This window comes from Microbacterium sp. XT11 (assembly GCF_001513675.1).
GTDB lineage: Bacteria > Actinomycetota > Actinomycetes > Actinomycetales > Microbacteriaceae > Microbacterium.
Window position 1 is genome coordinate 3360221 of record NZ_CP013859.1, and the last position, 18256, is coordinate 3378476.

Genomic DNA, 18256 nt, shown 5'->3' on the forward strand with positions numbered 1-18256 from the left:
ACGACGCCCGCGACGGGCTCAGGGCAGCAGGTGACCGGCTGCCCGGAACAGCTCGTACCATTCCGCACGCGTGAGCTCGACGTCGGCGCCCGCCGCGGCGTCGATGACCCGCTGCGGCGTCGTGGTGCCGAGCACCACCTGCATGCCGGCGGGGTGACGCGTGATCCAGGCCGTCGCGATGGCGAGCGGCGTCACGCCGTGGGCCGCCGCGAGCCTGTCGATGACGGCGTTCAGCTCCGCGTACTCCGGGTTGCCGAGGAAGACGCCGGAGAAGAAGCCGCTCTGGAACGGCGACCACGCCTGCACCGTGATGCCGTTGATGCGGCAGTACTCGACGATGCCTCCCCCGTCGCGCACGACGCTCTGCTCCTCGCCCGCCATGTTCGCGGCAACGGGCTGAGCGATGATGGGCGCGTGCGTGAGGGAGAGCTGGAGCTGATTCGCCACGAACGGCTGCCGCACCGCGGTGCGGAGCAGATCGATCTGACGCGGGGTGTGGTTGGAGACGCCGAACGCGCGCACCTTGCCCGACGCCTCGAGCTCGTCGAAGGCGCGGGCGACCTCGTCGGGTTCGACGAGAGCATCCGGCCGGTGCAGCAGCAGCACATCGATGCGGTCCGTGCGCAACGCGGCCAGCGAGCCCTCGACCTGGCGCATGATGTGCTCGTAGGAGAAGTCGAACATGCCCTGCGACGGGACGATGCCGCACTTCGTCTGCAGCACGATCTCGTCCCGTTCGGACGGGCTAAGCGACAGGGCCTCGGCGAAGCGGGACTCGCAGTGGTGCATGCTGCCGCCGTAGATGTCGGCGTGATCGAAGAAGTCGATGCCGACGGAGCGCGCGGCGCCGTAGAGCTCGCGGATCTGCACGTCGTCCTTGCTGTCGATGCGCATCATCCCGGCGATGACGGCGGGCGCGGGGGAGGTTCCGAAGGGGACGGTCTTCATGCCCCCAACGCTAGCGCTCCTCCTCCGTCACGTCACGGGGAACGAGATCCGTCACCGCGACGTCCAGCGCGGCGGCGAGGTCGCCGAGGTCTGCGACGGTGAACCCACCCTTTCCGTCCAGCAGCTCCGTCAGCCTCGTCAGCGGGATGCCGGCCTCCTCGGCGAGCCATGACACCGTGCGCTGCCGCGTGGAGAGCGCGGAGACGATGGACCGGGCCACCGCGAGCTCCAGTTCTGTCGTCATTCGACGACACTATCGCCCCGTATGTCGGCACTCAACCAGCCCGCCCCGATATGACGGCATCCTGGCCTCGGTGCGGTGCTATCGTGACTCAGATGGAGACAGCGGGCCGGCAGTTCAACGCAGCCGTGGGACGCCAGATGAAGGGCGAGATCTCCGCCGCGGGGAGCAGCATCGCAGCGATGGCCCGGGAGCTCGGCATCGCCCGCAGCGCACTCGACAACTACACAACGGGCAAGCGCGCGATCCCCTTGACCACGTTCCACGACGTCTGCGTCGCCCTCGGAATGGAACCGCACGAGATGCTCGCCCGCGCCGAGGAGCGGTACCGCGCCGAAGAACGCGCCCGCGGATCGCAGCAGGCGGCCCCGGTGACCCCCCTGCGTCGCCGACCCGATGTCCCCGACCACCGGCACAATGAAGCCGAGGTCGCCTTCGACTCCGGGGTCTCGCATCGCGACGACACCGACGACCTCTACGACGACTAGAAGCCGCAGGGAGGAAGACGCATGGACCAGCTCCGTCGGCTCATCGACGAGCACGGTCTGCGCGTCGTCGAGCACCCCGGCCCCACCTGGGGCGGCTTCGATCCGCGCACGCGCACGATCCGCGTGTCGCCGGGCATGAGCGCACGCGCGACGCGCAGCGTACTGGCCCACGAGGTCGCGCACGCGGTGCTCGGCCACGTTCCGGCGCCGCGGGGGACCCTGCAGCGCGAACGGCAGGAGCAGCGTGCAGACGAATGGGCGGCACGCCTGCTCATCTCCCCCGAGGCGTACGCCGAGGCCGAGGCCGTTCGCGGACCGCATCCGCCCAGCCTCGCGTTCGAGCTCGGCGTCACGGTCGAGCTCGTCGCGGCCTTCCAGCGGCTGCTCCTGCGCCGAGCGGCGTGACCTCCGCCCTGCGGACCGCCTGCTTGAATGGCTGCATGGCCTTCCGCACACCCCCTGCCCCTGTCACGCTCACCGGACGGCTCGTCGAACTGCGTCCGCTGGACCGCGGGCACCACGACGGGCTCTTGGAGGCTCTGCAGGAAGGCGACCTCTGGCGCACCGCGTGGTACACGTCGATTCCGTCACCCGACGGCCTGGCCGCGGAGATCGAGCGCAGGCTGGCCCTCCTCGACGCCGGCCAGATGATCCCGTTCACCGCGGTCGACCGCACCGGAAGGATTCTCGGACTCACCTCGTTCTACGACCTGTCCGCCGATGTCCCCCGCCTGCACATCGGGTACACCTGGAACCGCCCATCCGCCCACGGCACGGGCACGAACGCGGAGTCGAAGCTCCTGCTCCTGCAGCACGCGTTCGAGACCCTCGGCGTGTTCCGCGTCGGCCTCACGACGCAGTGGGTGAACTTCCAGTCGCGAGCGGCGATCGAACGGCTCGGCGCGAAGCAAGACGGAGTGATGCGGGCGATGAGCCGCTACCGCAACGGCGCCCTGCGCGACAGCGTCGAATACTCGATCATCGAACCCGAGTGGGCCGCGGTGAAGGCGAACCTCGAAGCGCGCCTCGCACGCCGCGAGTGAGGGTCACTCGGTGGCGTTGCCCGACCAGTTGTTCGAGCGGCGCGTCGCCGACCCGGCCTGGCGCATCACGAAGGCCAGGGAGAGGGTCACGAGCAGCAGACCGCTGCAGAACACGAGCGCCTGGAAGTCGGGCAGCTCGTGAGCGATGCCCATCACACCGATTCCTCCGAGGAAGAGGACCAAGAAGAAGAGGAAGCTGAGGATCACGGGATCTCCTGTCGTTCGGCGCTGTCTACCAGGATAGCCCCGACCGGGGAACCCCCTGTGCGGCGGCGTACGGCGGTGGTGGAGTTGCGGCATGAACGCGATGAAAGCACTTGTGATCACCTGCACCCTCAAGCCCTCCCCTGCCGCGTCGAGTTCCGAGCTGCTCGCGTCGCAGCTGCTCTCGGCCCTCGCCGAGCACGGGGTGACCGGCGAGACCGTCCGCGCCGTCGACGTCTCGATCAGCCCCGGGGTGCAGGCGGACATGGGCGGCGACGATGAATGGCCGGCCTTGCGCCGCAAGGTGCTCGACGCCGACATCCTCGTGCTCGTGACCCCGACCTGGCTCGGCCAGCATTCGAGCGTCGCGCAGCGCGTGCTGGAGAGGCTCGACGCCGAGTTGGGCGAGACCGACGCGCGCGGCCGGCCGACGATGTTCGACAAGGTCGCCCTCGCCGGAATCGTGGGCAACGAGGACGGCGCCCACCACATCGCCGCGATCCTCTTCCAGGCCCTCGACGACATCGGCTTCACGGTGCCAGCGCAGGGTTCGGTGTACTGGAACGGCGAGGCCATGCAGTCCACCGACTACAAGGACCTCGGCGAGACGCCGGAGAAGGTCGCTCAGGCGACGGCGACGGCCGCGCGCAACGCCGCGCACCTCGCGCGGCTGCTCAGGGCACACGAGTACCCGGCCTGACTCACGCGCGCCGGAACGTGACGACGTCGCCGCGTCGAGACGTCGTCATCGACAGACCCGCATGTTCGAGCGAACGGACGGCGCGCCGGGAGAGCGGCGGCAGCTCGGCCGCCACACCCCGCTCCGTCGCCGCCATGCCCGCGAACACCGAGACATCCGCACCGCCGCCTCGTGCCTCCACCCGCGCGTACTCGCTTCGCGTGCGCCAGCGCAGATGGGTGATCTCGGCAAGGCGGATGACGGTCACCGACTCCCCCACGGCCACACGGAGATCGTGCGCGCCGACCGTGACCGTACAGGGCACCGTGCGACGGCGGAGCACCGCCGCGATGACGAGGTAGGCCGGAAGGCCGAGCACGACGGCCAGGACGACGATCGACAACCGCGGACCGACGCGCATCACGGCATCATCGAGGACGATGAGCGTACCGGCCGTGGCGGCACCGACGGCCGCGACCGCGCCTGCCAGGACCACGACCAGGCGCCGCATGCGCAGGGGCACACCGGCGAACCGGACGACGGAGCCCTCGCCCGACTCCACCGGTTCCCACCGGGGTACGGCGCGTGGCACGACGCGGCGGCGCGCCGACCGCCCGACCGCGCCGGTGATGCGGCCGAGCAGCCCCAGCCAGATCCAGGCCGCGGCGGGGATCGCGCCCAGCTGCAGCATGAGAAGTCCGTGGCGCACGGCTGCGGGAGCGCCGGCGAGGACATCGCCCACCGTCAGCACCACGAGAACGGATGCCGTCACCAAGGCGCCGGAGACGTGCACGGCGGATCCGTGGCGCGGCATCCGATAGGTCCGTGCGACGAAGGCGACGCCGAGAAGCCAGCCTCCGACCAGGACGCACAGGAACGGCAGCAGACCGAGATCGGGGTGCACAGCCGTGAGCGCGACGGCCGTGGCCAGGAGCAGCAGGCCCCAGAGAACGGGACTGCGCAGGAGTCGACGCCACAGGGGCGCGGCACGCTGAGGCGGCGCGGTCGCGGTGACGTCGGTCATCACGCACATCTTAGACGGCGCGCCGCGAGCCGCCGGAGGCCCGCGGTCAGCCGTCGCCGCCCTGGTCGCCGCCTCGGCTGTCGTCGCCCTGGCCGCCGGCCTGGCCGCCGCCGCCCTGGCCGGGCTTGCCGCCCGGTCCGTGCGCGTGCGGAGGCGTACCGGATCCGGCATTCGCACCAGGGCCGGTCGTGAGCTCCCCGACCGGCGCCTCCGTGCCCTGGTCCGCGACCGTGACCGGCTGCGGATCGACGGCGCCATCCGTTTGAGAGACGACGCCCGTGCGCACGGGTGAGCCGCCCGCCTCCCGAGCCGTCGGTTGCGGATGCACGGCAAGGGTCGCACCGGCGACCACGGCGGCTGCAGCTGCGGCCGCCGACACCGCGACGATCGCGCGCCGCCGGCGCCACACATCACGGCCCCTCCGCACCCGAGAGCGCAGGGGCCTCAGGGTGGGAGCGGTGGCCGGGGCCAGCCCGGTCTCCTGCGCGCGATGCGTCACCGCCTGCACGGGCGAGGGCGGCCCGGAAGCGCGCTCGAGCAGGGCCGATGCGATCGTGGCGACCTCGGCGGCTGACGGGCGATCCGCCGGATCGATGCTCGTCATGCGAGTCAGGAGCTCACGCCACTCCCCGGCGATCGACTCGGTCATCAGCGGAGGCACGCTGAGCCTCGCGAGGGCCGACTCGACGCTGTTCCCCGAGGCATAGCCCGGCCGGCCCGAGAGCGCTTCGATGAGGATGAGACCGAGCGCGTACACGTCGACGGCCGGCGTCAGCTCGGCTCCGCGCAGCTGCTCCGGGGCCATATAGGCGACCGTGCCGAGCACGACCCCCGGCGAGGTGATCCGCGATGCGCCGATCGCACACGCGATGCCGAAGTCCGCGAGCTTGGCCGTCCACGGTGCGCCCTCCCGCCGCGGCGCGCGCATCAGCACGTTCGACGGCTTCACGTCGCGATGGATGATGCCCGCCGTGTGCACGGCGTCGAGGGCCTCCGCGAGGTCGCAGGCGAGCCGCGCCACGTCGCGTTCCGACAGGGGACCGCGTGCGAGGCAGGAGCTGAGCGTGGGTCCGTCGACGTACTCCATGACGAGGTACTGCGCCCTGCCGGGTTCCAGCTGCGAGTCGAAGAGCGTGACCAGGGCCGGATGGTTGAGCGAAGCCAGGGCCGCCTCCTCCACGTGCGCACGGTCCGCCGACGTCGTCGCGTCGTCGACGTGGCGGATCATCTTGACCGCGACCGTGCGGCCGAGCAGGACGTCCTCCGCGCGGTAGACGGTCGCCATGCCGCCCTGGCCGACGGCGTCCAGCAGCCGGTACCGGCCGTCGATCAGCGCCGCCGTGGTGGTCGCCTCGGGGGTCGTCACGGTGTCCTCCTCGTCGCACGCCGGCTCGGGTACGCCCGCGCGTCGCCGCCGACGCTATCCGCCCCGCATCCGGAGTGTCACGGGGCTTGACGCCGCGCGCATCCGCTGTTTCGACTTCTGCTGATCGCACACGCCGCAGAGCGATACCGTGTATCCATGACCGCTCCCATCGATCCGACACGCACCGCAGCCTGGTCCGAGCTCACCGTCCTGCGCGAGGGGTTCGTCCCCGATCTCCGCGCATGGTTCTCCGCCGACCCCGACCGCGCAGAGCGCTTCTCCTTCCCTCTGGCCGATCTGCACGTCGACCTGTCGAAGAATCTCGTCACCGACGACGTGCTCGCGGCGCTCGTGAGGCTCGCCGGCGAGACCGGAGTGGCGGAGCGATACGCGGCGATGCTGTCGGGCACCCACCTCAACACCACCGAGGACCGCGCCGTCCTGCACACCGCGCTGCGCCGCCCTGCCGGGGCATCCCCCGCGCTCGTCGTCGACGGACAGGACGTGGATGCCGACGTGCACGAGGTGCTCGACCGCCTCTCGGCGTTCGCCGATCGTGTGCGGTCGGGCGACTGGCTCGGCGTCACGGGCAAGAAGGTCACACACGTCGTCAACATCGGCATCGGCGGTTCCGACCTCGGCCCGGTCATGGTCTACGAGGCGCTGAAGCCCTATGCGGATGCCGGCATCCACGCGCGCTTCGTGTCGAACATCGACCCGACCGACCTCGCCCAGAAGACGGCCGACCTCGACCCCGAGACGACGCTGTTCATCGTCGCGTCCAAGACCTTCACGACGCTCGAGACCCTCACGAACGCGCGGCTGGCGCGCGACTGGCTGTGGGCCGGGCTGGAGGCCGCGGGCGCGATCTCGGGTGACGAGGCGTCCCGCACCGATGCCGTCGCCCACCACTTCGTCGCGGTCTCGACGGCTCTCGACAAGGTCGCGGCCTTCGGCATCGATCCGGAGAACGCCTTCGGCTTCTGGGACTGGGTGGGCGGCCGCTACTCGGTCGACTCGGCGATCGGGCTGTCGCTCGCGATCGCGCTGGGGCCCGCCACGTTCCGCGACCTTCTCGCCGGATTCCACGCCGTCGACGAGCACGTGCGCACCACGCCGCTGGAGCGCAACGTCCCCGTCCTGATGGGCCTGCTGAACGTCTGGTACGTCAACTTCTTCGATGCCCAGTCGCACGCGGTGCTCCCCTACGCACAGCAGCTGAGCCGCTTCCCCGCCTACCTCCAGCAGCTGACGATGGAGTCGAACGGCAAGTCGGTGCGCTGGGACGGCAGCCCCGTGACGACCGACACGGGCGAGGTCTTCTGGGGTGAGCCCGGCACGAACGGCCAGCACGCGTTCTACCAGCTCATCCACCAGGGCACCCGCGTCATCCCGGCCGACTTCATCGCGTTCGTGAATCCGGCCTACCCGCTGACCGACGGCGATCAGGACGTGCACGCCCTGTTCCTGGCGAACTTCCTCGCGCAGACGAAGGCGCTGGCCTTCGGCAAGACCGCGGAGGAGGTCGAGGCCGAGGGAACCACCGGCGCCCTCGTCGCCGCGCGCACGTTCTCGGGCAACCGTCCGACCACGTCGATCTTCGCGCCGGCTCTCACCCCGCAGGTGCTCGGCCAGCTCATCGCGCTGTACGAGCACATCACCTTCACGCAGGGCACGATCTGGGGCATCAACTCCTTCGATCAGTGGGGCGTCGAGCTCGGAAAGCAGCTGGCGCTGCAGATCGCCCCGGCGATCGGAGGAGACGAGGCCGCGATCGACGAACAGGACGCGTCCACCAAGGCGCTCCTGGCCTTCTACCACGCCAACCGCAAGTAGCGGTCAGATCGCCCTGCGCACCGTGTGCTGCCCCGTGATCCAGGGCGCGGCACGGGTGGGCAGGGCGATCAGTCCGATGGCGAGGGGGACGAGCATCCCGATCGCGAAGCGGATCCACGGCGACACATCGAGCCACAGCACCAACGGGTGCAGGAGCACGACCGCGAGCAGAGGCAGGGCGAGCAGCGTGCACGCGCGGGAGAATCGACCGGGGTGCACGACGCTCTCGGCCACGAGGATCAGTCCTATCGAGATCGCACTCGACGCGAGCAGGGAGAACACGGGTGTTCCGTAATCGCCGAGCTTGATGTCAAGCGGCGCGGCAGCGCCCGTCACCACGAGCACGACGCCGATGACGAACGCGAGCGCACCCCAGAGCAGAGGTCTTCTGATCCGTGTGCGCAGACGACGCAGCGCATCGCCGATGAGCAGATAGATGAGGCAGGTCGCGACGTAACCGATGCCGAGCGGCGTGTGCGACAGCGGCTCTGTCCAGATCCACCCCGCGACGGCTGCGGCGAGGGCGATCCCCCACTGCGCCGCATACGGCACGCGCTCGACCACACGGAATGCGACGGCGGTGAAGAACAGGGCCGAGACGAACCACAGTGTGACATACGGCATGTGTGCGAAGCGTCCGCCTTCGATCCCGCCGGCGATCTTCTCGAGCGCGCCGGCGGGTTTCACGAGCAGCAGAGCCGCAGTGAGCACAAGGAACCCGGCGACATAGGGCCGCCCGAGACTCATCGCCCGTTTCTCGACCTCGACGTGCACCGGCCGGCGAGGTCTCCAGAGATACCCGGCGAGGATGAAGAACACGGCGACGTGCCAGGTGTACAGCCAGTCCTGAGTGACCTCCTTGGTGAAGCAGTGCCCCGCGACGATCGCAGTGACGGCGATCAGTCGTACGAGATCGATCGCGCCCGAGCGGTCAGGCAGGTGGTCGAGCATGCCCCCAGTATCGGCCGCGCTCCCTATGAGGGCAGTGGGCTTGACGAGCGCGGCACCGCTATCGTCGCAGCATGGGTACTCCTGTCGAGGTCGCCGCGCTCGCCCTGAACGTCGCCATTCCCGAGCACCTTCGCTGGGAGGACGAACGGCGGGGAGAGCGGTTCCAGCTGCAGTCGATCACCGTGCGTCTCCTGCCGGACGGCTCGCTCGCCGCCAAGGCGTACGGCAGGCCCGTCGCGGGCGGCCGCGGCGCCTACGTGTCGTTCGCCGTGCGGCGCTCACCCGAGATCGATGCGCTCATCGAGTCGGCAGCACAGGCGGCCGCCTCGCGATGGGCGACGAACACCGGGCTCTGACGCCGGAGACGAGGAAGGGCGGATGCCGCAGCATCCGCCCTTCGCTCGATCACACGATGGGGTTCAGAAGTCCCAGTCTTCGTCTTCGGTGGCCTCGGCCTTGCCGATGACGTACGACGATCCCGACCCCGAGAAGAAGTCGTGGTTCTCGTCGGCGTTCGGCGACAGGGCCGAGAGGATCGCCGGGTTCACGTTCGTGACCGTCGACGGGAACATCGCCTCGTAGCCGAGGTTCATCAGCGCCTTGTTCGCGTTGTAGTGCAGGAACTTCTTGACGTCCTCGGTGAGACCGACGCCGTCGTAGAGGTCCTGCGTGTACTGCACCTCGTTGTCGTAGAGCTCGTACAGCAACGAGAAGGTGTAGTCCTTGAGCTCGTCCTTCTTCGCCTGGTCGAGCGTCTCGAGACCGCGCTGGAACTTGTAGCCGATGTAGTAGCCGTGCACGGCCTCGTCGCGGATGATGAGGCGGATGAGGTCGGCCGTGTTGGTGAGCTTCGCCCGGCTCGACCAGTGCATGGGCAGGTAGAAGCCCGAGTAGAAGAGGAAGCTCTCCAGCAGGGTCGATGCGACCTTGCGCTTGAGCGGCTCGTCGCCACGGTAGTAGTCCATGACGATCTGCGCCTTCTTCTGAAGGTTCGGGTTCTCGACCGACCAGCGGAACGCCTCGTCGATCTCCTTCGTCGAGCACAGCGTCGAGAAGATCGACGAGTAGCTCTTGGCGTGCACCGACTCCATGAACGCGATGTTCGTGTAGACGGCCTCCTCGTGCGGGGTGATCGCGTCGGGGATGAGAGACACGGCGCCGACGGTGCCCTGGATGGTGTCGAGCAGCGTCAGACCGGTGAACACCCGCATGGTGAGCGTCTGCTCCTCCGGGGTGAGCGTGTTCCACGACTGGATGTCGTTCGACAGCGGCACCTTCTCGGGCAGCCAGAAGTTGTTCACCAGACGGTTCCAGACCTCGAGGTCCTTGTCGTCCTGGATGCGGTTCCAGTTGATCGCCTGCACGCGGTCGACCAGCTTGAGGGGTTCGTGAGGAGTCATTCTTCTCGTCGTTCCTTGGGTTCCGGGAGGGTCAGAGCATGCAGGAGACGCACTCGGTCATGTCGGTGCCCTCGAGCGCCAGCTGACGCAGGCGGATGTAGTAGATCGTCTTGATGCCCTTGCGCCATGCGTAGATCTGCGCCCGGTTGATGTCACGGGTGGTGGCGGTGTCCTTGAAGAACAGCGTCAGCGACAGACCCTGGTCGACGTGCTGGGTCGCGGCGGCGTAGGTGTCGATGACCTTCTCGTAGCCGATCTCATACGCGTCCTGGTAGTACTCCAGGTTGTCGTTCGTCATGAACGCAGCCGGGTAGTACACGCGACCGAGCTTGCCCTCCTTGCGGATCTCGATCTTCGACGCGATCGGGTGGATCGACGACGTCGAGTTGTTGATGTACGAGATCGAGCCCGTCGGCGGCACGGCCTGCAGGTTCTGGTTGTAGATGCCGTGCTTCTGGATGCTCTCCTTCAGCTCGATCCAGTCCTGCTGCGTCGGGATGTGCTTGCCCGCGAACAGCTCCTTGACCTTCTCGGTCGCCGGGACCCACTCCTGTTCGATGTACTTGTCGAAGAACTCGCCGGACGCGTACTTCGAGTCCTCGAACCCGTCGAAGGCCTGGCCGCGCTCGATGGCGAGCTTGTTCGACGCGCGCAGCGCGTGGTACAGCACCGTGTAGAAGTAGATGTTCGTGAAGTCGATGCCCTCTTCCGAGCCGTAGTAGACGTGCTCGCGGGCGAGGTAGCCGTGCAGGTTCATCTGGCCGAGCCCGATCGCGTGCGAACGGTCGTTGCCGTCCTCGATCGAACGCACCGAGCCGATGTGGCTCTGGTCGCTGACCGCCGTGAGCGCGCGGATGGCGGTCTCGACCGTGTGGCCGAGATCGTCGGCATCCATCGACAGCGCGATGTTCATCGAGCCGAGGTTGCAGGAGATGTCCTTGCCGATCTCCTTGTACGACAGGTCGTCGTTGTAGGTGGTCGGCGTGTTCACCTGCAGGATCTCGCTGCAGAGGTTGGACATGTTGATGCGGCCCTTGATGGGGTTCGCGCGGTTGACCGTGTCCTCGAACATCACGTACGGGTAGCCGGACTCGAACTGGATCTCGGCGATGGTCTGGAAGAACTCGCGCGCGTTGATCTTCGTCTTCTTGATGCGAGGGTCGTCGACCATCTCGCGGTACTTCTCGGTGACGGAGATGTCGCCGAACGGCACGCCGTAGACGCGCTCGACGTCGTACGGCGAGAAGAGGTACATGTCCTCGTCGTTCTTGGCGAGCTCGAACGTGATGTCGGGCACGACGACGCCCAGCGAGAGGGTCTTGATGCGGATCTTCTCGTCGGCGTTCTCGCGCTTGGTGTCGAGGAAGCGCATGATGTCGGGGTGGTGCGCGTTGAGGTACACCGCGCCTGCGCCCTGACGCGCGCCGAGCTGGTTGGCGTAGCTGAAGCTGTCTTCGAGCAGCTTCATGACGGGGATGATGCCGGACGACTGGTTCTCGATCTGCTTGATCGGAGCGCCGGACTCGCGGATGTTCGACAGCAGCAGCGCCACGCCGCCGCCGCGCTTGGAGAGCTGCAGGGCGGAGTTGATGCCACGGGCGATCGACTCCATGTTGTCCTCGATGCGCAGCAGGAAGCAGCTGACGAGCTCGCCGCGCTGCGCCTTGCCCGCGTTGAGGAAGGTGGGGGTGGCCGGCTGGAAGCGCCCGGAGATGATCTCCTCGACGAGGTCGACGGCGAGCTTCTCGTCGCCGTCGGCGAGGGCGAGCGCCGTCATCACGACACGGTCCTCGAAGCGCTCGAGGTAGCGCTTGCCGTCGAAGGTCTTCAGCGTGTAGCTGGTGTAGTACTTGAACGCCCCGAGGAACGTCTCGAAGCGGAACTTCTTCGAGTAGGCGAGGTCGTTGAGCTTCTGGATGAAGTCGAACGAGTACTTCTCGAGCACGGCGCCCTCGTAGTACTCCTTCTCGACGAGGTAGTCGAGTCGCTCCTTGAGGGAGTGGAAGAACACGGTGTTCTGGTTCACGTGCTGCAGGAAGTACTCGCGCGCGGCGCGCTTGTCGGCGTCGAACTGGATCTTCCCGTTCGCGTCGTAGAGGTTGAGCATCGCGTTCAGCGCGTGATAGTCGAGCCCCTCGTACGCGGGGTTCTCCTTGAACGCCACCGTCTCGGTCACTGAAGCTTCCACCGTCGTTCCAATCCGTCGGTCACCCGATCGACATCGTCCTGTGTGCCGAAGATCTCTAGCCGGTACAAGTGAGGCACGTGGCACTTGCGGCTGATGATGTCTCCGGCGAGGCAGAACGAATCGCCGAAGTTGGTATTGCCTGCGGAGATCACTCCGCGGAGATGACGCCGGTTGTTCTCGTCATTGAGGAACCGGATCACCTGCTTGGGCACGGCCCCGCGTTCCACGCCCCGTCCCTCGCCCCCGCCATAGGTCGGGGTGACGAGGACGAAGGGCTCGTCGACGACGAGCGGCTCTTCGTTGGCGTGCAGCGGGATGCGCCGGGCCGGAAGCCCGAGCTTCTCGATGAAGCGCGCGGTGTTGCCCGACACGCTCGAGAAGTAGACCAGGAGCGGCGCAGCGGTCGCGACGGCGCTCATGATCGGGGCCTACGCGAGACGAGACGCGAGCTCGTCGATCTTGTCGGGACGAAAGCCCGACCAGTGGTCCTCGTCGGTGACGACGACCGGTGCCTGCATGTAGCCGAGCGCCTTGACCTGCTCCAGCGCCGCCGGGTCCTCCGACAGGTCGTGGATCTCGTACTCGATGCCCTTGGCATCCAGCGCGCGGTAGGTGGCGTTGCACTGAACGCAGGAAGGCTTCGTGTAGACGGTGATCGACATCGTCATTCCCCTCAAATCTCGTGACAACTCTGGTGTGCCCCGGGCTGACCGCCTCCGGGAGTTCAATACTACATATGGGTGCGGACATTCGGTGCGACCACAAGGGATAGTAGTTACATCCGTGTAGTTTTCCACCGCTCTCCACTGGTACAACACAGGTTCTCCACCGTTTCTTCCACAGCCGGAGCCGTGTCGAACCGGGTGTCGAAACGCGAGATTCTGCGGCTCGTGCACGCTCCTCCGCGATCCATCCACAGCGGGGAGGCTACGCCCGGCATCCGACATTCGGATTTCTGTGGAATCGGGTCGTCGGCGTGTCGCGGCGTGTCGCGACCGTCCGGCATGCGCGGGTGTCGCCGGCGGCCGGTAGCGTTGTCCCGTGGCGGGATATCGGGACCTTCTTCGCACGCCGGGAGTGGCGCGCATGATCGCCGCACAGCTGACGGCGCGATTCCCCAACGGCATGAGCTCGTTGGCCATCCTCCTGCACGTCGAACAGCAGACCGGCTCCTACGGCGCGGCCGGCCTGGTGCTCGCGGCGACCAGCATCGGACAGGCCGTCGCCGGGCCGCTCACCAGCAGGTGGATGGGCGCATGGGGCATGCGCCGCGTGCTCACGCTCACCCTCGCCGTCTGCACCGTCGCGATCCTCGGCCTCGCCCTCCTGCCGCTGAGCCTGCCCGGCTACATGATCGCCGGGTGCCTCGCCGGGCTGTCCACGCCTCCCATCCAGGCGGCCGTGCGCACGATCTACCCCAAGCTCGTCAACTCCTCTCAGCTGACTCCGCTGTTCTCGCTCGACGCGTCGCTGCAGGAGATCATCTGGATCCTCGCCCCCGTGCTCATCACCTTCGTCTCGACGCAGATCGGCACGGTGCAGGGGCTGCTCCTCGTCGCCGTCATCCTCGTGGCCGGGGGCGCCTGGTTCATCCTCTCCCCCGAGGTCGGGCGCGTCCGCATCCCGCGCAGCCGCAACGCCCTGGGCACCGTGGTGCTGAAGCCGCCGGTGATGCTCGCCACCGTGATCGGATTCCTGCTCATCGGTGCGTGCGCCGCGGTCGAGGTGGGCGTCGTCGCGACCTTCGAGCACGGCAGCCTCGCCGCAGGCATCGTGCTCGCCGTGTTCTCCGTCGGGAGCCTGGCGGGCGGGCTCGCCTTCGGGCACATCCCCATCGGCCCGTGGGCGATGGCGCGCCGCCTCGTCATCGTCACCGTCGGCCTGGCGCTCACCATGATCTCCCTGAACGAGTTCTGGCTCGGCGGCACGCTGATCGTCGCCGGCATCGGCATCGCTCCCGCCCTCGCCGTGCTGTTCGCCATCACATCGGCGAGCGTGAAGTTCAGCGAGACGGCGGAAGCGTTCGGCTGGGCGGGAACGGGGCAGCTCATCGGCGCCGCGGCCGGCTCGGCCGTCGCCGGCTTCCTCGTCGACCTCTCGGATCCGCGCGGTGCGTACCTCGCCGCAACCCTCTTCGCAGCGGCGGGCCTCGTCGTGTCAGTCGTCTTCGTGCGTGCGTTCCCCGACCTGCGCGGGCGGGATGCGAGCCCTCGCCCCGACACCGAGCCCTTGGCGGTCACCCCCTCATGAGCGATCGGATGCCCCACCACCCGGCCCCGCCGGCCCCGGTCACGCTGCCTCGGCTCTCCTGGGGCGACCCCTCGTCCGCCCGCCACGTGCTGCTCGTGCACGGGCTCGGCTCGTCTGCCGCGCTCATGTGGCGTCTCGGCGATGCCCTCGCCGCCGACGGCTGGCACGCCACGGCCGTCGACCTTCGCGGACACGGCGACGCGCCCCGATCGACGGATTACTCCATCGCGGCCTTCGGAGCCGATCTGGTCGCCACCCTGCCCTCATCGAAGCGCGGATGGGATGCCGTCGTCGGCCACTCGCTCGGCGGCGCGGCGAGCGCCCTGGCCGCGGCGTCCGTGCCGTCGTGGACCCGGCGCCTCGTGCTCATCGATCCCGCCATCGTGCTCGAAGGCCGCGATGCCGCCGTGATCCGCAAGAGTCAGGAGCGCGCGTTCGCGGACAACCGGATGGAGACCGTGCGGCAGGAGCACCCGCACTGGCACCCCCAGGACATCGAGCTGAAGGTCGACGCCGTCGCGCGCGCCAGCCGCTGGGCGGTGGAGCAGACCAGCGCGCAGAACCAGCCGTGGGATGTGCGCGAGGCCGTCGCGGCGCTCACCGTCCCGACGCACGTCATCGCCGCCGACCCCGCCGTATACAGCCTGTTCCGGGGCGAGGCCGCCGCCGCGATCCTCGCGTCGAACCCGCGCCTGACGATGTCGGTCGTCGAGGGCGCCGGGCACTCGCCCCACCGCGACAAACCCGAAGAGACCGTCCGACGACTGCGGGAGGCGCTGTCATGACGTTCGATCCCACCCACCACCTTCCCGACGACCTGCTCGACCGCATCCGCGAACGCGCCGCCGTGCACGATCGGGAGAACACCTTCCCGCACGACGACCTCGACGAGCTGCGGGCGGCCGGCTACCTGTCGATCCTCGTCCCGGCGGAACGCGGCGGAGCGGGGCTCTCCCTCGCCCAGGCCGCCGAGCTCCAGCAGCGCCTGGCCACGGCGGCGCCGGCGACAGCGCTCGCGATCAACATGCACCTCGTGTGGACCGGCGTGGCCAAGGTGTTCTCCGACCGCGGAGTGCCCGGTCTCGAGTTCGTCCAGGACGGCGCGGTGGCCGGCGAGGTGTTCGCGTTCGGCATCAGCGAGGGTGGCAACGACCTCGTGCTGTTCGGCAGCGATACCGAGGCCGCGCCGACGGGCGACGGCGGCTACTCCTTCACCGGGACGAAGATCTTCACATCGCTCGCCCCGGTGTGGACCAGGCTGGGGCTCCACGGCCTCGACACCACCAGCCCCGATGCCCCCAAGCTGGTCTTCGCCTTCGTCGAGCGCACCGACGCCGTGGACACCGGCGACGACTGGGACACACTCGGGATGAGGGCGACGCAGTCGCGCACGACCCGCCTGAACGGCGCTGTCGCCGACGCCGCCCACGTCGTCCGCCGGATCGACCCCGGACCGAACCCCGACCCGATCGTGTTCGGCATCTTCTCGGTGTTCGAGATCCTCCTCGCGTCGGTCTACACGGGGATCGCGCGCCGTGCACTCGACCTCTCGGTGCAGACGGTTCACGCGCGCCGCTCGAAGAAGACCGGAACGACGTACAGCCAAGATCCCGACATCCGCTGGCGGATCGCCGACATGGCTCTCGCCTACGACGCGCTTCCACCGCAGATCGCCCACCTGGCGCGCCAGGTCGACGATCTCGTCGACAACGGCCCCCGCTGGTTCACCCTCCTGTCCGGCGTCAAGCACCGCGCCGTGACGATGGCGAAGCACGTCGTCGACCAGGCCATGCTCACCGCGGGCGGCGGATCGTACTTCTCGTCCAATGAGCTGTCGCGGCTGTACCGCGACGTGCTGGCCGGCGCCTTCCATCCGTCCGACCCCGAGTCCGCGCACGCCACGGCCGCGAGCGCCTGGCTGGGACCGCTCGAGCCCTGACGTCGAGGCGTCTACTTGGAGTCGAAGTCGAACGCCTTGAGCAGTTCGACGACGGCCTTGTCACGCTCGTCGCCGCCCTCTTCGAACATGTGCGTGACGTGCGTGCGCAGGTGATTCTCGAGCAGCAGCCGGTTCAGCGACTCGAGGGAGCGCTGAATGGCACGCGACTGCGTGATGATGTCCATGCAGTACTCCTCGTTCTCGATCATCCGCGCGACGCCGCGCATCTGACCCTCGAGGATGCTGGTGCGATGCAGGGCGCGCTTCTTGATGTCTTCGATCACGAGATCGAGCGTAGTCGCGTGGCAGGGAAGTCACTCGAACGTCGTGGGTGCACGGGACAGGTCGCGCTGTCTGGCGGGCCAGACGATCGTCCTCGCATATCCCGCGGAGCGTCGGAGGCGCGTGAAAGGATGACGTCATGCCGCGAACACCGACGACGCTGCTCTCCCTGGCCGACCAGGAACGCCGCCGCGCCCTGCGGCGCATGAAGGCCGTCGCACTCGGCGCTCTCGTGTTCATGGCGGTCGCCTTCGTCATCGCCTTCGCCCTGCAGGAGCGGGTCGGGTGGCTCGCGTACGTCCGCGCGGCGGCCGAGGGCGGGATGGTGGGAGCGCTCGCCGACTGGTTCGCCGTGACCGCGCTGTTCCGGCGGCCGCTGGGGCTCCCCATCCCGCACACCGCGATCATCCCCAGCCGCAAAGACGAGATCGGGCGCACGCTGGGCGAGTTCGTCGAGACGAATTTCCTCGCCGGCGACGTCGTGCGCACCAAGCTCTCGAGCACGCCGATCGCCCGCCGCGCCGGTGAATGGCTGCGCGAACCCGAGCACGCCGAACGCGTCGCCGGAGAGGGGGCGACCGTCGCGACGGCGGTGCTCGACGCCCTGAGCGACGACGACGTGCGCGATCTCATCAGCGACCTCGCCCGCGAGCACCTGCTGTCGCCGGAATGGGGAACCCCCGCCGGCGCCTGGTTGCAGAAGATCGTCGAGACCGATGCGCACCATGGCGCCGTCGATCTCGCGGTCGACAGCATCGCGACCTGGCTGCATGCGAACGCGTCGGCCTTCACCGGCCTCATCTCCCGACGGCTGCCGTCGTGGGTGCCCAAGCTCGCACACCGCTTCGTCGACGACACCGCCTACAACGAGGCCGTCAAGTTCGTGCACGCGGTTCAGGCCGATCCTCGGCATCCGGCCAGGCTCGCGATCGACGGCTACCTCTCCCGGCTCGCCGACAACCTGCAGCACGACCCCGTCACACGAGCACGCCTCGAGAACGCGAAGGCGTCGCTGTTCGACAGTCCCCGCGTCGGGGCACTGGCGGCCGAGGCATGGAACACCGCGAAGAACGGACTGCTCGCCGCGCTCGCCGACCCGGAGAGCGGACTGCGGCGCCGCTCCGTCCAGGCGCTCCAGGAGGTCGGGCAGCGCCTCACCACCGACACGGCCCTGCAGCACCGCGTCGACACGTGGGTATCCGATGCAGCCGTCTTCCTCGTCGAGCGCTATCGCCACGACATCGCCTCGATCATCACCGACACGGTCGAGCGGTGGGATCCGGCGGAGACGACCGAGAAGATCGAGCTCATGGTCGGTCGCGACCTGCAGTACATCCGCCTCAACGGCACGGTGGTCGGCGCTCTCGCCGGCCTCGTCATCTTCACCATCGCCCACGCGCTGATCCCTGGAGTCTGA

The 18256-nt window shown here is 68.5% G+C and carries 21 protein-coding genes; 10 read left to right on the forward strand and 11 right to left on the reverse strand.

The genetic code is table 11. The features are described from left to right. Positions 1-18 precede the first annotated feature (18 nt). Together AB663_RS16145 and AB663_RS16150 are read right to left on the reverse strand one after the other, a co-directional pair. A complete protein-coding gene (locus AB663_RS16145; protein ID WP_067201574.1) occupies positions 19-948 on the reverse strand; it encodes an aldo/keto reductase in 930 nt (309 codons plus the stop codon). 10 nt (positions 949-958) lie between these two features. Continuing rightward, on the reverse strand, positions 959-1192 hold the full coding sequence (locus AB663_RS16150; protein ID WP_067201578.1) for a hypothetical protein: 234 nt from the start codon (positions 1190-1192) through the stop codon (positions 959-961). A gap of 92 nt (positions 1193-1284) precedes the next feature. Here AB663_RS16150 and AB663_RS16155 point away from each other — a divergent pair, with 92 nt between their 5' ends. From AB663_RS16155 to AB663_RS16165, 3 genes are read left to right on the forward strand one after another with little or no spacing between them, the layout of a single operon-like run. Next, positions 1285-1677, forward strand: a complete 393-nt coding sequence (locus tag AB663_RS16155; protein WP_232304577.1) for a helix-turn-helix domain-containing protein — start codon at positions 1285-1287, stop codon at positions 1675-1677. A gap of 21 nt (positions 1678-1698) precedes the next feature. Then, the gene (locus tag AB663_RS16160; protein WP_067201581.1) at positions 1699-2082 is read left to right on the forward strand and encodes an ImmA/IrrE family metallo-endopeptidase; all 384 of its coding nucleotides are present in this window, start codon (positions 1699-1701) and stop codon (positions 2080-2082) included. Between the two features lie 35 nt (positions 2083-2117). Continuing rightward, positions 2118-2720: a GNAT family N-acetyltransferase gene (locus AB663_RS16165; protein WP_067201584.1), complete on the forward strand. Its 603-nt coding sequence runs from the start codon at positions 2118-2120 to the stop codon at positions 2718-2720. A 3-nt stretch (positions 2721-2723) separates the two neighbouring features. Here AB663_RS16165 and AB663_RS16170 read toward each other — a convergent pair whose 3' ends face one another. Next, positions 2724-2927: a hypothetical protein gene (locus AB663_RS16170; protein WP_067201587.1), complete on the reverse strand. Its 204-nt coding sequence runs from the start codon at positions 2925-2927 to the stop codon at positions 2724-2726. Positions 2928-3018: 91 nt separating this feature from the next. Between AB663_RS16170 and AB663_RS16175 the strand changes: the two genes are divergently transcribed. Next, positions 3019-3624: a flavodoxin family protein gene (locus AB663_RS16175; protein ID WP_067201590.1), complete on the forward strand. Its 606-nt coding sequence runs from the start codon at positions 3019-3021 to the stop codon at positions 3622-3624. 1 nt (position 3625) lies between these two features. Here AB663_RS16175 and AB663_RS16180 read toward each other — a convergent pair whose 3' ends face one another. Beyond that, the gene (locus AB663_RS16180; protein ID WP_067201593.1) at positions 3626-4627 is read right to left on the reverse strand and encodes a hypothetical protein; all 1002 of its coding nucleotides are present in this window, start codon (positions 4625-4627) and stop codon (positions 3626-3628) included. Between the two features lie 46 nt (positions 4628-4673). Beyond that, positions 4674-5993: a serine/threonine-protein kinase gene (locus AB663_RS16185; protein WP_067201595.1), complete on the reverse strand. Its 1320-nt coding sequence runs from the start codon at positions 5991-5993 to the stop codon at positions 4674-4676. A 156-nt stretch (positions 5994-6149) separates the two neighbouring features. Here AB663_RS16185 and pgi point away from each other — a divergent pair, with 156 nt between their 5' ends. Further along, the gene (gene pgi / locus AB663_RS16190; RefSeq protein ID WP_067201598.1) at positions 6150-7829 is read left to right on the forward strand and encodes a glucose-6-phosphate isomerase; all 1680 of its coding nucleotides are present in this window, start codon (positions 6150-6152) and stop codon (positions 7827-7829) included. 3 nt (positions 7830-7832) lie between these two features. Here pgi and AB663_RS16195 read toward each other — a convergent pair whose 3' ends face one another. Continuing rightward, positions 7833-8780, reverse strand: coding sequence for an acyltransferase family protein (locus AB663_RS16195; RefSeq protein WP_067201601.1), 948 nt, complete (start codon positions 8778-8780; stop codon positions 7833-7835). Positions 8781-8851: 71 nt separating this feature from the next. Here AB663_RS16195 and AB663_RS16200 point away from each other — a divergent pair, with 71 nt between their 5' ends. Then, on the forward strand, positions 8852-9136 hold the full coding sequence (locus AB663_RS16200; protein ID WP_067201604.1) for a hypothetical protein: 285 nt from the start codon (positions 8852-8854) through the stop codon (positions 9134-9136). 63 nt (positions 9137-9199) lie between these two features. Here AB663_RS16200 and nrdF read toward each other — a convergent pair whose 3' ends face one another. The 4 genes from nrdF to nrdH are packed head-to-tail and all read right to left on the reverse strand — an operon-like array spanning position 9200 to position 13030. Then, on the reverse strand, positions 9200-10180 hold the full coding sequence (gene nrdF, locus AB663_RS16205; protein WP_067201606.1) for a class 1b ribonucleoside-diphosphate reductase subunit beta: 981 nt from the start codon (positions 10178-10180) through the stop codon (positions 9200-9202). Positions 10181-10211: 31 nt separating this feature from the next. Continuing rightward, positions 10212-12356: a class 1b ribonucleoside-diphosphate reductase subunit alpha gene (nrdE, locus tag AB663_RS16210; RefSeq protein WP_067201609.1), complete on the reverse strand. Its 2145-nt coding sequence runs from the start codon at positions 12354-12356 to the stop codon at positions 10212-10214. Beyond that, the gene (nrdI, locus tag AB663_RS16215; RefSeq protein ID WP_083511292.1) at positions 12353-12787 is read right to left on the reverse strand and encodes a class Ib ribonucleoside-diphosphate reductase assembly flavoprotein NrdI; all 435 of its coding nucleotides are present in this window, start codon (positions 12785-12787) and stop codon (positions 12353-12355) included. The genes nrdE and nrdI overlap by 4 nt, the downstream gene beginning before the upstream one ends. A gap of 9 nt (positions 12788-12796) precedes the next feature. Further along, positions 12797-13030, reverse strand: a complete 234-nt coding sequence (gene nrdH / locus AB663_RS16220; protein ID WP_067202914.1) for a glutaredoxin-like protein NrdH — start codon at positions 13028-13030, stop codon at positions 12797-12799. 379 nt (positions 13031-13409) lie between these two features. Between nrdH and AB663_RS16225 the strand changes: the two genes are divergently transcribed. The 3 genes from AB663_RS16225 to AB663_RS16235 are packed head-to-tail and all read left to right on the forward strand — an operon-like array spanning position 13410 to position 16557. Continuing rightward, positions 13410-14618 carry an MFS transporter gene (locus AB663_RS16225; RefSeq protein WP_198147890.1) on the forward strand — a complete coding sequence of 403 codons (1209 nt, stop codon included), beginning with the start codon at positions 13410-13412 and terminating at the stop codon, positions 14616-14618. An 8-nt stretch (positions 14619-14626) separates the two neighbouring features. Further along, entirely contained in the window at positions 14627-15403 is a 777-nt protein-coding gene (locus AB663_RS16230) for an alpha/beta fold hydrolase (protein WP_067201618.1), read from the forward strand. After that, on the forward strand, positions 15400-16557 hold the full coding sequence (locus tag AB663_RS16235; RefSeq protein ID WP_067201621.1) for an acyl-CoA dehydrogenase family protein: 1158 nt from the start codon (positions 15400-15402) through the stop codon (positions 16555-16557). The genes AB663_RS16230 and AB663_RS16235 overlap by 4 nt, the downstream gene beginning before the upstream one ends. Before the next feature lie 11 nt (positions 16558-16568). On the opposite strand, the gene AB663_RS16240 is transcribed toward AB663_RS16235, so the two are convergent. Continuing rightward, the gene (locus tag AB663_RS16240; protein ID WP_067201624.1) at positions 16569-16841 is read right to left on the reverse strand and encodes a metal-sensitive transcriptional regulator; all 273 of its coding nucleotides are present in this window, start codon (positions 16839-16841) and stop codon (positions 16569-16571) included. A gap of 137 nt (positions 16842-16978) precedes the next feature. Between AB663_RS16240 and AB663_RS16245 the strand changes: the two genes are divergently transcribed. Further along, the gene (locus AB663_RS16245; protein ID WP_067201627.1) at positions 16979-18256 is read left to right on the forward strand and encodes a DUF445 domain-containing protein; all 1278 of its coding nucleotides are present in this window, start codon (positions 16979-16981) and stop codon (positions 18254-18256) included.

Bases quoted from the DNA above. Each gene is read 5' to 3' on its own strand.
- AB663_RS16155 (WP_232304577.1), top strand. From the start codon at position 1,285: ATGGAGACAGCGGGCCGGCAGTTCAACGCAGCCGTGGGACGCCAGATG.
- AB663_RS16180 (WP_067201593.1), bottom strand. From the start codon at position 4,627: ATGACCGACGTCACCGCGACCGCGCCGCCTCAGCGTGCCGCGCCCCTG.
- AB663_RS16150 (WP_067201578.1), bottom strand. From the start codon at position 1,192: ATGACGACAGAACTGGAGCTCGCGGTGGCCCGGTCCATCGTCTCCGCG.
- AB663_RS16160 (WP_067201581.1), top strand. From the start codon at position 1,699: ATGGACCAGCTCCGTCGGCTCATCGACGAGCACGGTCTGCGCGTCGTC.
- AB663_RS16200 (WP_067201604.1), top strand. From the start codon at position 8,852: ATGGGTACTCCTGTCGAGGTCGCCGCGCTCGCCCTGAACGTCGCCATT.
- AB663_RS16230 (WP_067201618.1), top strand. From the start codon at position 14,627: ATGCCCCACCACCCGGCCCCGCCGGCCCCGGTCACGCTGCCTCGGCTC.
- AB663_RS16245 (WP_067201627.1), top strand. From the start codon at position 16,979: ATGCCGCGAACACCGACGACGCTGCTCTCCCTGGCCGACCAGGAACGC.
- AB663_RS16195 (WP_067201601.1), bottom strand. From the start codon at position 8,780: ATGCTCGACCACCTGCCTGACCGCTCGGGCGCGATCGATCTCGTACGA.
- nrdH (WP_067202914.1), bottom strand. From the start codon at position 13,030: ATGTCGATCACCGTCTACACGAAGCCTTCCTGCGTTCAGTGCAACGCC.
- nrdF (WP_067201606.1), bottom strand. From the start codon at position 10,180: ATGACTCCTCACGAACCCCTCAAGCTGGTCGACCGCGTGCAGGCGATC.
- AB663_RS16235 (WP_067201621.1), top strand. From the start codon at position 15,400: ATGACGTTCGATCCCACCCACCACCTTCCCGACGACCTGCTCGACCGC.
- AB663_RS16175 (WP_067201590.1), top strand. From the start codon at position 3,019: ATGAACGCGATGAAAGCACTTGTGATCACCTGCACCCTCAAGCCCTCC.
- AB663_RS16165 (WP_067201584.1), top strand. From the start codon at position 2,118: ATGGCCTTCCGCACACCCCCTGCCCCTGTCACGCTCACCGGACGGCTC.
- pgi (WP_067201598.1), top strand. From the start codon at position 6,150: ATGACCGCTCCCATCGATCCGACACGCACCGCAGCCTGGTCCGAGCTC.
- nrdI (WP_083511292.1), bottom strand. From the start codon at position 12,787: ATGAGCGCCGTCGCGACCGCTGCGCCGCTCCTGGTCTACTTCTCGAGC.
- AB663_RS16145 (WP_067201574.1), bottom strand. From the start codon at position 948: ATGAAGACCGTCCCCTTCGGAACCTCCCCCGCGCCCGCCGTCATCGCC.